Source organism: Pseudoduganella plicata (assembly GCF_004421005.1).
GTDB classification, from domain to species: domain Bacteria; phylum Pseudomonadota; class Gammaproteobacteria; order Burkholderiales; family Burkholderiaceae_D; genus Rugamonas; species Rugamonas plicata.
In genome coordinates, this window is record NZ_CP038026.1 from 5,632,237 (window position 1) to 5,644,485 (window position 12,249).

Genomic DNA, 12,249 nt, shown 5'->3' on the forward strand with positions numbered 1-12,249 from the left:
CGACGGGGTAAAATCGCTCCCCATCGTCACGCCAAACCGCTATTTTAAATGAAGCCGCCCGAAATCACATCGTCTCTTTTCAGCCGCCTGCGCGTGGTGCTGGTGGAAACCAGCCGCGCCGGTAATATCGGCGCCGTCGCCCGTGCCATGAAAACGATGGGATTTTCCGACCTCGTGCTGGTCAGCCCGCGCTACGAAGGCATGCCGCAGCACGAAGAGGCGGTGGCCTTCGCCAGCGGTGCGCAGGACTTGCTGCAAAGCGCCCGCATCGTGCCGACGATCGCCGAGGCGCTGGAGGGCATCAACTACGCCGCTGCCGTCTCGGCCCGGCTGCGCGAATTCTCGCCGCCGGTGCAGGCGCCGCGCGAGCTGGCCGAACACGTGGCCGCCACGCCCGACCTGCATGCCGCGCTGATCCTCGGCAACGAGCGCTTCGGCCTGCCGAACGAGATCGTCGAACGCTGTAATGTGCTGATCAATATTCCCGCCAATCCCGACTATTCGTCGCTGAACCTGGCCCAGGCCGCACAGGTGCTCGTCTACGAATGCCGCATGGCGGCCCTGGCCAGCACGCCGGCGCCGCAGACCGACATCGGCTTCCACGGCGAGGCCGCCAGCCTGGCGCAGATCGACGGCATGTACGAGCACCTCGAACAGGCGCTTGTCGCGGTCGGTTTTCTCGACGCGGACAACCCGAAGAAGCTGATGCCGCGCCTGAAGCGCCTGTTTGCCCGCACGCAGCTGGAGACGGAAGAGGTCAATATCCTGCGCGGCATCGCCCGGCAGATCATGGCCCGCTGCAAGTAGGCGCCGAGGTTCAGAGGCTATCCTCTAATCTGAAGCAGGCGCATCCCGTACACTCGGCGGATAAAAAGCCGACAGCGCCAACAGCAGGAGACACATGACGACACGCAGAGCGTTCCTCAGGTTCGGGATGGGCGGCGCCATTGCGCTGGCGGCGGGCGGTGCCTTCTACCGGGGCCTGCAGCAAGGCGCGCCGCGACGCTTCAACCTCGACGCGGCCGGGCACGAGTTCCTCACCGCTATCGTGCCCGTGCTGCTGGGCCCGGCGCTGCCGGCTTCCGCGGACGTGGCCCCCGTGGTCGGCCGCGTCCGGGCGGCCATTGCCGGCCTGCCGCTGGCCGCCCAGGCCGAGCTGCAGGACCTGTTCGGCCTGCTGGCGCTGGCCCCGGCCCGGCGCCTGCTGACGGGATTGCCTGCCTGGCGCGACGCAAGTCCCGCCCGATTGCACGCCTTCCTGCAAGACTGGCGCCTGCACCGTTTCCTGCAACTGCGCGCCGCGTACCAGGCACTGCATGACCTCGTCATCGGCAGCTGGTATGCCGATCCTGCCAGCTGGGCCGCCATCGGGTATCCCGGTCCGACGAAAGCGCTGGCATGACGGCGATTTCCGATCCCATCGCGGCCGGCCTGGCTTCGGGCTGGCAGGTGATCGACTGCGCCACGCTGACGGCCGACCGCGTCATCGAAGCGGACGTCGCCATCGTCGGCAGTGGCGCCGGTGGCGGCGTCACTGCCGAGATCCTGGCGAACGCCGGCCTGAAGGTCGTCATCGTGGAAGAGGGGGCGCTGAAGTCGTCGCGCGACTTCCGCATGCGCGAAGCGGACGCCTATCCGGCGCTGTACCAGGAATCGGCGGCGCGCAAGACGAAGGACAAGGCCATCAACATCCTGCAAGGCCGCACAGTGGGCGGCTCGACGACCGTTAACTGGACTTCGAGCTTTCGCACGCCGCCCGCCACGCTGGCGCACTGGCAGCGGCACTACGGGCTGGCGACGTACACGGTCGAGGCGCTGGCGCCATGGTTCGAGCAGATGGAAGCGCGGCTGCACATCGCAGGATGGCCCACGCCGCCCAACGCCAACAACGCGCTGCTGCGCCAGGGCGCAAGCCGGCTGGGCATTGCGACGGGCGAGATCCGGCGCAACGTCAACGGCTGCTGGAACCTGGGCTACTGCGGCATGGGCTGCCCGACCAACGCCAAGCAGTCGATGCTGGTGACGACGATTCCGGCCGCGCTGGCAAAGGGCGCGACGCTGCTGACCCGCGCTCGCGCCGAACGGCTGGTGCTGCGGGGCGGCCGGGCCGATCACGTGCTGATCGCGGCCCTCGGGCCGGACGGCATCGCGTCGGCGGGGCACTCGGTGACGGTGCGCGCGCGGCACTACGTCGTGGCCGGCGGCGCCATCAACTCGCCCGGCCTGCTGCTGCGCTCGGGCGCGCCCGACCCGCACGGCCTGCTGGGCGCGCGCACGTTCCTGCACCCCACGCTGGTGTCCGCCGCCCGCTTCGCGCAGCCGGTGGAAGGCTACGCGGGCGCGCCGCAGACGATCTATTCCGACCATTTCCTCGATACGCTGCCGCCCGACGGCCCGGCCGGGTACAAGCTCGAAGTGCCGCCGCTGCATCCGCTGCTGCTGTCGACGACCCTGGCCGGCTTCGGCGCCGCCCATGCCGAAGCGATGCGCCATTTCGCCCATACGCAGGGTATGCTGGCGCTGCTGCGGGACGGCTTCCATGACGCTTCGACGGGCGGGCGCGTCGCGTTGCGCGCCGACGGCACGCCCGAACTCGATTATGCGATGACGGACTATCTGTGGGATGGCGCCCGCCGCGCGCTGCTGACGATGGCCGAGATCCAGTTTGCCGCCGGCGCCGAAGCGGTGCTGCCGCTGCATGAAACGGGCCGCCATTACGCCAGCTGGAACGAAGCGAAAGCGGCCATCGCCGCGCTGCCGATGGCGCCCTTGCTGACCCGTGTCGCCTCGGCGCACGTGATGGGCGGCTGCGCGATGGCGGCCAACGAGCGCGCCGGGGTCGTGGCCCCGGACGGACGTTATCGCCACCTGGCCAACGTCTCCGTACACGACGGTTCGCTGTTCCCCACCTCGATCGGCGCCAATCCGCAGTTGTCGATCTACGGCATTACCGCGCGCCTTGCCAGCGCTCTCGCGGACCAGCTGACAGGAGGAAGAACGCATGGTTAGCCGCATCCTGCTGGCGATCATGGCGGTGCAGGTGGCGTGCGCGCTGCTGATCTGGTACGCGGCTGCCGGTTACGTGCCCGCCGACCTGGCGCTGGTGCTGGCGGTGCTGGCCGTCGTGCTGGTCCGCCTGACCATTACCGCCAATAATTTTCTGCTGAGCCGCCGCGCCGGCAGCGCGGCGCCCCCGAGCACCGCCTCTCGCCGGCGCGGCACGTGCGCCTCGTGCTGGAGGAGTTTCGCGCGACCATGCTGTCGTCGTCCTGGCACATGCTGCGCCACCGTCCGGCGCCGTGGCTGTCGCGCCAACCGGCCAATGGCCGGCTGCCGGTGCTGCTGATCCATGGTTACGGCTGCAACGGCGGCTACTGGCGTCCGCTACGCGGGATGCTGATGCGCGAAGGGGTCAGCCACGATACGGTCGACCTGGAGCCCGTCACGGCAGGAATCGACGACTATGCCGATGCCGTCGAGGCGGCGGTGCATCGCCTGCGGGCGGCGACGGGCGCGCCGCGCCTCGTCATCGTCGGACACAGCATGGGCGGGCTGGTGACGCGCGCATGGCTGCGCAAGTACGGCGCCGCCGCGGAGACGTGCGTGGCGCGCGTCGTCACGGTGGGCACGCCCCATCACGGTACGGCGCTGGCGTCGCTGGGCATCGGCCGCAATGCGGCGCAGATGCGCACGGACGCCGGCTGGCTGGCCCAGCTCGACGCGGACGACCGCGGCCGGCGAGCCCTGTTTACGTCGATCTGGTCGTGGCACGACAATATCGTCGCGCCGCAGACGTCCTGCCGGCTGCCCGGCGCCCGCAATATCGCACTGGCCGGCATCGGCCACGTCGCCCTGGGCAGCCACCCGCAAGTGTTGCGCACGATACTCGCCGAGGTTTTGACAGCCTCCGCCCCATCCGCTACTCTATATTGATTGCTGGAAACATCGTTACGCCGGGTACATAGCCGGCGGGCGCTGCACGCAGCGCGCGGGCTGCCTTTTGTCTTCTCGTGCTCTGCGTCCTGGCGGAATAAGGGATACTGCAAGCAGGGGAGGGCCAAGCGCCCGGAGGTCAAAGCCCCGCGGCCCGCAGAGGCCGTGGGCGCCACATAAATACAGGAGTGCAACGTGTCGGCACGTATCCTCATCATTGAAGACAATCCCACCAATATGGAGCTGATGGTTTACCTGTTGCGCGCCTTCGGCTACACGCCGTTGTCGGCCAGCGACGGGGAGGAGGGAGTCGCCACGGCGCGGCGCGAAAAGCCCGACCTGATCATCTGCGACGTGCACCTGCCCAAGCTGGACGGCTATGGCGTGGTGGCCGCGCTGAAGGGCGATCCCGCCACGCGCGCCATTCCGGCGCTGGCCGTCACGGCGCTGGCGATGGTGGGCGACCGGGAACGCCTGCTGGGCGCCGGGTTCGACGGCTATATCGGCAAGCCGATCGAACCGGACAGCTTCGTCACCCAGATCGAGTCTTTTTTACCGGGGGAGATGTCGCCCCCTGAGCAGAACGACATCGCCACAATCCTCATCGTCGACGACCATGTGCTGAACCGTGAATTCCTGATGACGCTGCTCGGGTTCTCCGGCTACCGGCTGATGGAGGCGGCCAGCGGCACCGAGGCGTTGAAGCAGATCGAGCACGATACGCCGGACCTGATCATTTCGGACATCCTGATGCCGCACATGGACGGCTACGAGCTGGTCGCGCGCGTGCGCGCCAATCCGGCCACGGCACAGGTGCCCATCATCTTCTATACGGCCACCTATCGTGAGAAGGAAGCGGCCGCGGTGGCGGAGGCCTGCGGCGTGCGCTGGGTGCTGCCCAAGCCTTCCGACCCGGACGTCATCCTCGCCACCGTGCACGAGGCGCTGGGGACCGAGCAGGCGCCCCCCGTCGTGGACTTCGCGCCGGAGCGGCCATCCGGTCCGGAGCTGGGCGACATCGGCAACAAGATGGTGCAATACCTGGACGAAGTGGAGTCGTCCAGCCAGTTGCTGACGCAGCTGGCGCGCAACGACCGGGAAGGCCGCGATGCGGAGCCCGAGCGCCTGCACACGATGACGCAGCGGCTGTCGAACAGCCTGTCGAGCCTGCAGGCCGTCAGCCTGCGCCTTACCGCCCTGATCGAACTGGGCATCGAGCTGGGCGCCAAGCGCGAGCCGCAAGGCTTGCTCGAAATCGGCTGCCGCGTGGCGCAGAACATCTGCGTCTCCCGTTATGCCTGCATCGGCGTGCTCACGGAGGACGGCACCTCGCTCAGCCACTTCAGCAGCTGCGGCAGCGGCGACGGCATGGCGGTGCTGGCCGGCGATCCCGATGCGGGCGTGCTGCGCCAGGTGCTGCAGTCGCGCCAGCCGGTCCGGCTCGGCGCCTTGCCCGGCCACCCGTCGCACGTCGGTCTGCCGGACGGGCATCCGCCCGTGCACTCGTTCCTGGGCGTGCCCATCGTGTCGAACGAAACGGTGCACGGCTGGCTGTACCTGGCCGACAAGATGGGCGCCGGCGAGTTCTCCGAGGTGGACGAGCGCGTTGCCGTCACAGTGGCCGCGCAGGTGGCCGTGGCCTATGAGAACCTGCGGCTGTACGACGAGATCCGCCTCCACCATGCGCAGCTGCAGGCCGACATGGATGCGCGCACCCGCCTGACCGAGGATTTGCGCCGCTTCCGCATGGCCATGGACGCGACGGCGGACGCCATCTTCCTTGTCGACCGTGCCAATATGTGTTTTGTCGACGTCAACGTGACGGCCTGCCGCATGCTCGGCTACGAACGCGACGACTTCCTGGTGGTGGGCCAGCGCGACCGCGGCAGTGCCCCGCCCAGCTGGCGGAGCTGTACGACAAGCTGCTGGCCGGCGACCAGAGCGGTGCCATGGCGGAACTGATGCTGCACCGGCGCGACGGCACGCCGCTGTCGGTCGAAGTGCAGCGGCGCACGCTGCGCTCGGGCCAGAACTGGATCCTGGTGGCCGTCGCGCGCGACATCACGGAACGCAAGGAAGCGGAACGGCGCCTTCTGAAGCTGGCCCATTTCGATACGCTGACGGGCCTGCCGAACCGCAGCCAGCTGTATGAATCGCTGACCCATTCGCTGACGCAGGCGGCCGAGCACCGCTGGGCGCTGGCCGTGCTGTTCCTCGACATGGACCGCTTCAAGAACATCAACGATACGCTGGGCCACACAATCGGCGACGAGCTCCTGCGCCAGTTCTCCAGCCGCCTGGTCGACTGCCTGCGCGTGCGCGACACGATCGGCCGCTTCGGCGGCGACGAGTTCGCCGCCATCCTGATGCTGCCCGAGGGCGTGCAGAGCGCCTTGCCCGTGATCGACAAGATCCGCGAGGCGATGCGCCAGCCGTTCGACCTGATGGGACACGAAGTCACCGTCACGGCCAGCATCGGCATCTCCGTGTTCCCCGACGACGGCACGGATGCGGACACGCTGATCAAGTATGCCGACACGGCCATGTACCGCGCCAAGGAGGCGGGGCGCGACGCGTTCCGCTTCTTCACGGCCGAGATGAACGCGCAGTCCCTGGCCCGGCTGGACCTGGAAAACGCGCTGCGCCGCGCGATCGACAACCGCGAGTTCGTGCTGTACTTCCAGCCGAAGGTGGACCTGACCACGGGGCGCATCAGCGGCGCGGAGGCGCTGATCCGCTGGAACCGGCCCGGCCACGGCATGGTGTCGCCCGCGCTGTTCATTCCGCTGCTGGAGGAGACCGGCCTGATCGTGCGCGTGGGCGTATGGGTCATCAACGAAGCGTGCCGCATGATCGCGCACTGGAAGGCGACGGGCGCGGGCGCCGTGCAGCTGTCGGTCAACGTGTCGGGCATCCAGTTCTTCGTCGGCGGCCTGCAGGAGGAAGTATTGAAGGCGCTGCGCGAGCACGACATCCCGCCCGAGCTGCTGGAACTGGAGCTGACGGAAAGCTCGCTGATGTCGAACGCGGAAGAGACGATCACCGTGCTGCACACGCTCAAGGAACTGGGCATCAAGATCTCCATCGACGATTTCGGCACCGGCTACTCGTCGCTGGCCTACCTGAAGCGCTTCCCGATCGACAAGCTGAAGATCGATATCGCCTTCGTGCGCGAGGTGACCAGCAATCCGGACGACGCGGCCATCGTGCTGGCCATTATCAATATGGCGCACAGCATGAAGCTCAAGGTCATTGCCGAAGGCGTGGAGAAGGATGCCCAGCTGGCCTACCTGCGCCGCCACGACTGCGACGAGATGCAGGGTTATTATTTCAGCCGCCCCGTGCCGGCCGCGGACTTCGAGACCATGCTGCGCGAAGGACGCTTCCTGCAGGCGCCGGCGGACGACGCGCGCGAGCACGAGCAGCCGACCTTGCTGATCGTGGACGACGATGCATTCATGCTCGACGTGCTGTCGGACTTCCTGGCGCAGGACGGCTACCGCATCCTGACGGCGCAGACGGCGGCCGAGGGCTTCGACATCCTGGCCCGTTATCCCGTGCAGGTGATCCTGTGCGACCAGTGCATGCCCAACATGAGCGGCACGGAATTCATGGAGCGGGTCAAGAACCTGGCGCCGGACACGTTCCGCATCATGCTCTCGGCCTATGCCGACCTGACGCCCATCATGGCCGCCATCAACCGCGGCGCGATCGACCGCTTCTACACGAAGCCGTGGAAGGGCGCCGTACTGCGAGAAAACATCAGCGAGGGCTTCCGCCTGCACGGGCAGGTCCGCGCACGCAAACATGCCGCCTGAGGATGCCATGGCAAAGAAAGCGAAAGCACACGTGATCTGGCAGGCCGGGGTGGACGCGTTCGCGGCTAGGCGCCGCAAGGTCGAGCAGATGCGCCGCGACGGTCCGGCAAGGGCAGGGCCGCAGCTGGTGGAGCCCGGCGACCCGCTGGCGGACGAACATCTGCGCCATGCGCTGCTGTCGGCCACGCTGCCGCTGCGGCAGGAACTGCAGGCGTTGCGCGACGAGGTGACGGCGTTGCGGGCGCAGGTGGCAGAGCTGTCGAAGCGCGGCGGCTGAAGGCGCAGCCTTGGGAAGTGTTATCCTTGCAGGAGAAATAACAGGAATAACAGAAATCTCAGCCCATGCTACAAAAAGCCCCACGACGCACACGCGAACGCATTCTTGAATTATCGCTGCGCCTGTTCAATGAATTCGGTGAGCCGAACATCACGACGACCGTGATCGCCGAAGAGATGAATATCTCGCCGGGGAACCTGTACTACCATTTCCGCAACAAGGACGACATCGTCAACTCGATCTTCGTCCAGTTCGAGCAGGAGATCGAGCGCATCCTGCACGTGCCGAGCGGGCGCCGTTCGAACATCGAGGACGTCTGGCAGTATCTGCACCTGATGTTCGAACTGATCTGGCGCTACCGCTTCTTCTACCGCGACCTGAACGACCTGCTGTCGCGCAACCGCAAGCTGGAGCTGCACTTCAAGCAGATCCTGGCGCACAAGATCAAGGTGGCGACGCAGCTGTGCGTCGACCTGCGCAGCGAGGCATCGCTGGAGGCGTCCGACGTCACCATCGAGGCAATGGCCACGAACATGGTTGTCGTCGCCACGTACTGGCTGTCGTACGAATACGTGCGCAATCCCCGCAAGTACACCGAGCAGCAGTCGATGGCCGACGCGCTGGCGCGCGGCTGCTACCAGGTGCTGACGCAGGTCGAGCCGTACCTGCGCGGCGAAACGCTGCTGCGCTTTCGCAAGCTGTCGGACGACTACCTGAAGAAACTCAACAAGTGAAAGCACTCTGTCAATGAAGTCGATCTGCGTCTATTGCGGCGCCCGCACGGGCGTCAACGAGCGTTACGCCGAAGGGGCGCGCGCACTGGCCGGCGCGCTGGTGGAACAGAACCTGGCGCTTGTCTACGGCGGCGGCAGGGTCGGCCTGATGGGTTCAATCGCCGACGAGGTGCTGCGCCTGGGCGGCGAAGTGACGGGCGTGATCCCGAATGCGCTGGTGGAACGGGAAGTGGGCCACACGGGCCTGACGCGCCAGTTCATCGTCAAGGACATGCACGAGCGCAAGGCCATGATGGCGCGCCTGTCGGATGGTTTCATCGCCATGCCGGGCGGAATGGGCACTCTGGAAGAGCTGTTCGAGATGCTGACGTGGGGCCAGCTGGGCATCCACGACAAGCCCATTGGCCTGCTCAATGTGGACGGTTTCTACGACCGGCTGGCCGGCTTCATCGGCCATGCGCGCGACGAAGGCTTCATCAGCGCGGACCATGCGGCGCGCATGATGGTGGAGCAGGAACCGCGCGCGCTGCTGGCGCGCTTCCGCACGGCGGGGGAGGCCAAGGCGCTGTACACGTAAAAACAAGGCGAAAACACATGTGCTCAGCGCAATCTGGCAGAGGCGGCGCATACTCGCGCACGGCAGGGGCCGCAGATGTCAGGGATAAGCTTCCCGACCGCGACTGCCAGATAAGATGGCCGTGCCCGACGGCGGCAGGAATCGCGATCGCGAGCGCTACCTCGGCACCCCGGTGCTCATCGATGCGTCGGGTCCCGTGCCCCGAAGTGTTCGCCCGAACCGCTGGCTGAGCTGCGGTGGCCGAATGCATTCCGCTCCGCGCAGGACATACATCCCGGGTAATCGGATACGGCGCTGTTGTCGGTTTTCGACCTGGACGGCATGTTGTCGAACAAGATCGCATTGTGTCGGCAATGCTGTACGCCTTGTCGGCGCCATCGGGTCAATGAGACTTATGAAATGTTGATGCCGCGCTTTCCTTCAATCCGCCATTCATGGGCTTTGCATGGTAATCAAGGGTTGATCGGGATCATGGAATAGTCTCGGTCCTGCCGATCGATGAGCTGAGCCAGTCCGAACCACTTCTCCCTGCAAGAACTTCCCGTAATCGATTGCCACCCATATCTTCGTAGAGCAGGTCGACAATATTACCGTCACGCGAACTGGTGATAATCATCCTTTGGCCTGTGGCGTTCCGCACAGCTAACGCTGCCTGGCGCGCTCCGGCCCGCAAATGCGGGTTCGGAATGAACCGGCTTGCAGCCAGACGCAATGGTCGTCATGCTACTATTGATGGTCCGATAACTAATATTCGTCCTGGAGAAACCCGTGCTTTTATATGTCGACCGCCTGTACACGAGTCCTTACGCTATGTCCGTTTTTGTCGGAATGCAGGAAAAAGGCATTCCCTTCGAAGTGCGCACGGTGGACCTGGACGCGGGTGGCCAGCACGCGCCGGACTACGCGGCGCAGTCGCTGACGCAGCGCGTACCGACGTTGGTCGATGGCGACTTCCGCCTTTCCGAATCGTCGGCCATTACCGAATATCTGGACGACGTCTACCCGGGCGTGCCCCTGTACCCCGCCGATGCGAAGCTCAAGGCGCGCGCCCGCCAGGTGCAGGCATGGCTGCGCAGCGACCTGCTGCCGATCCGCCAGGAGCGTTCGACCGATGTGATCTTCCTGCAACGAAGCGACGCACCGCTGTCGCCGGCGGCGCAGGTGGCCGCGCAGAAGCTGTTCGACGCGACCGATGCGCTGCTGGCGGACGGCGCCGAGTACCTGTTCGGTGCGTGGTCGATTGCCGACGTCGACCTGGCGCTGATGCTGCATCGCCTGATCGCCAATGGCGACGCGGTGCCACCGAAGCTGGTGGCGTATGCCCAGCGCCAATGGCAGCGTCCGACCGTGCAGGCGTGGGTATCGCGCGAGCGTGCGCCGTTGGGATGACGAGCATGACCATTGCCGCGGCGGGCGCACTGAATTGACGGCGATTACCGGTGGGGCGTAACGGAGCGCGTTCCCCGGTGTGCCACCGCCGCGCGCATCACCACAGCTTTCGCCCCGAATGCTCCATCTCGGTCAGATACAGCCGTACGTCGAACTCGTACTGGTGGTAGTTCGGTTCCATGTAGGTGCACAGCTTGTAGAACGCCTTGTCGTGCGCCTTTTCCTTCACGTGCGCCAGTTCGTGCACGGCGATCATGCGCAGGAATTCGAGCGGGGCGTCGCGGAACATCGTCGCCACCTTGATCTCGTGCTTGGCCTTGAGCTTGCCGCCCTGCACGCGCGAGATCGACGTGTGCAGCCCCAGCGCGTGCTGGATCACGTGGATCTTGCTGTCGAAGGCTACCTTGTTGATCGGTTCCGCATTGCGCAGGAACTCGGTCTTCAGGTCCTGCACGTAGTCGTACAGCGCGCGGTCGTTGCGCACGTCGTGGGCTTTCGGATAACGTTGCAGCAGGATGTCGCCAAGCCGGTTCTGGCCGAGCAGCTGGGCGACCTGCGCGCGGGTCTGGTCGGAGTAGGCGCCCAGGTATTTCAGGGGCAGATCTTGGGGAGAATTCATGGCGGCGTGACTGTACCACAGCCGCATAAATCCGTATCATGGCGCCCATGCACACCCACGTCAACGCGGTGGGGCTCCTGGTCTGCACCGATCCTGCAACGAATTTCAGCTACCCCGCCCACATCCCCCGCGATTGCATCGACAGCCTGCCGCGGCAGCCGGGCGTCTACATCTTCCGCGATGCTGCCGGTATTGCCCTTTACATCGGCAAGAGCGTAAACATCCGCCAGCGCGTGCTGTCGCATCTGCGCACGCTTGAAGAAGCGCAGATGCTGGCCCGCACGTGCCGGATCGAGCACGAACGCACGGGCGGGGAGATCGGCGCGCTGCTGCGCGAGGCGCAGCTGATCAAGGAACACCAGCCCGTCTTCAACCGAAAGCTGCGGCGAATCCGCGAGATGTGCTCGATCCGGCTGGGCGGGGCGTTGCCGGAGGTCGTGTTTGCGAAGGAGGCCGATTTCGGCCGCACGGAAGGGCTGTTCGGCCTGTTCCAGACAAGGAAGGCGGCGCAGGAAACGCTGCGCAACATGGCGCACAGCGATGGCCTGTGCTCCGTCATGACGGGGCTGGAGAAGGGTGCGCCGGGCCGACCGTGCTTTGCGCGCCAGCTCAAACGCTGCCGCGGCGCCTGTACGGGCGAGGAAAGCGCGACCGAGCATGCGGCGCGCGTGCGGGCCGCGCTGGCGCCGCTGCGCGTCACGCCGTGGCCGTATCCGGGGGCCATTGCCATCGTCGAGAAGTCGGACGGATTGCGCCAGCGCCAGCTGGTCGACAACTGGTGCTATCTCGGCACGCGGCAACCGCGCCGCAAGCGTGCGACGCGTTTCGATGTGGATGTCTATCGGATACTTGCCAGGCCGCTGCTGGAAGGCGGACTGACGATCGAACAGCTTTGACGGGGC

General features: G+C 66.1%; 13 protein-coding genes. 12 read left to right on the top strand and 1 reads right to left on the bottom strand.

Features of this window, described 5'->3' with window-relative positions:
- Positions 1 to 48: 48 nt before the first annotated feature.
- The 11 genes from E1742_RS24815 to yfcF all read left to right on the top strand — a co-directional run bounded on the left by E1742_RS24815 (position 49) and on the right by yfcF (position 10,728).
- Positions 49 to 807, top strand: a complete 759-nt coding sequence (locus tag E1742_RS24815) for an RNA methyltransferase (RefSeq protein ID WP_134387702.1) — start codon at positions 49 to 51, stop codon at positions 805 to 807.
- Positions 808 to 901: 94 nt separating this feature from the next.
- Entirely contained in the window at positions 902 to 1,402 is a 501-nt protein-coding gene (locus tag E1742_RS24820) for a hypothetical protein (RefSeq protein WP_134387703.1), read from the top strand.
- Positions 1,399 to 3,009 (top strand): GMC family oxidoreductase, encoded by a 1,611-nt coding sequence (locus E1742_RS24825; protein WP_134387704.1) that lies wholly within the window; start codon positions 1,399 to 1,401, stop codon positions 3,007 to 3,009. Before E1742_RS24820 ends, E1742_RS24825 begins: the two co-directional genes overlap by 4 nt.
- On the top strand, positions 3,002 to 3,346 hold the full coding sequence (locus E1742_RS26990) for a hypothetical protein (RefSeq protein ID WP_229466325.1): 345 nt from the start codon (positions 3,002 to 3,004) through the stop codon (positions 3,344 to 3,346). The genes E1742_RS24825 and E1742_RS26990 overlap by 8 nt, the downstream gene beginning before the upstream one ends.
- A complete protein-coding gene (locus tag E1742_RS24830) occupies positions 3,256 to 3,933 on the top strand; it encodes an esterase/lipase family protein (RefSeq protein WP_229466326.1) in 678 nt (225 codons plus the stop codon). The genes E1742_RS26990 and E1742_RS24830 overlap by 91 nt, the downstream gene beginning before the upstream one ends.
- A 195-nt stretch (positions 3,934 to 4,128) precedes the next feature.
- Positions 4,129 to 5,895, top strand: a complete 1,767-nt coding sequence (locus E1742_RS26995) for a response regulator (RefSeq protein WP_229466327.1) — start codon at positions 4,129 to 4,131, stop codon at positions 5,893 to 5,895.
- Complete coding sequence (locus E1742_RS27000; protein ID WP_229466328.1) at positions 5,883 to 7,751, top strand: EAL domain-containing protein; 1,869 nt, start codon at positions 5,883 to 5,885, stop codon at positions 7,749 to 7,751. The genes E1742_RS26995 and E1742_RS27000 overlap by 13 nt, the downstream gene beginning before the upstream one ends.
- Before the next feature lie 7 nt (positions 7,752 to 7,758).
- Positions 7,759 to 8,028 carry a hypothetical protein gene (locus E1742_RS24840; protein WP_134387705.1) on the top strand — a complete coding sequence of 90 codons (270 nt, stop codon included), beginning with the start codon at positions 7,759 to 7,761 and terminating at the stop codon, positions 8,026 to 8,028.
- 65 nt (positions 8,029 to 8,093) lie between these two features.
- A complete protein-coding gene (locus E1742_RS24845; protein ID WP_134387706.1) occupies positions 8,094 to 8,762 on the top strand; it encodes a TetR/AcrR family transcriptional regulator in 669 nt (222 codons plus the stop codon).
- A 13-nt stretch (positions 8,763 to 8,775) separates the two neighbouring features.
- Entirely contained in the window at positions 8,776 to 9,339 is a 564-nt protein-coding gene (locus tag E1742_RS24850) for an LOG family protein (protein WP_134387707.1), read from the top strand.
- Between the two features lie 756 nt (positions 9,340 to 10,095).
- Complete coding sequence (gene yfcF, locus E1742_RS24855) at positions 10,096 to 10,728, top strand: glutathione transferase (protein ID WP_371860242.1); 633 nt, start codon at positions 10,096 to 10,098, stop codon at positions 10,726 to 10,728.
- Between the two features lie 97 nt (positions 10,729 to 10,825).
- On the opposite strand, the gene E1742_RS24860 is transcribed toward yfcF, so the two are convergent.
- On the bottom strand, positions 10,826 to 11,347 hold the full coding sequence (locus E1742_RS24860) for a YgjP-like metallopeptidase domain-containing protein (protein WP_134387709.1): 522 nt from the start codon (positions 11,345 to 11,347) through the stop codon (positions 10,826 to 10,828).
- Between the two features lie 38 nt (positions 11,348 to 11,385).
- Here E1742_RS24860 and E1742_RS24865 point away from each other — a divergent pair, with 38 nt between their 5' ends.
- Positions 11,386 to 12,243 carry a GIY-YIG nuclease family protein gene (locus tag E1742_RS24865; RefSeq protein WP_229466336.1) on the top strand — a complete coding sequence of 286 codons (858 nt, stop codon included), beginning with the start codon at positions 11,386 to 11,388 and terminating at the stop codon, positions 12,241 to 12,243.
- The last annotated feature ends 6 nt before the right edge of the window (positions 12,244 to 12,249 follow it).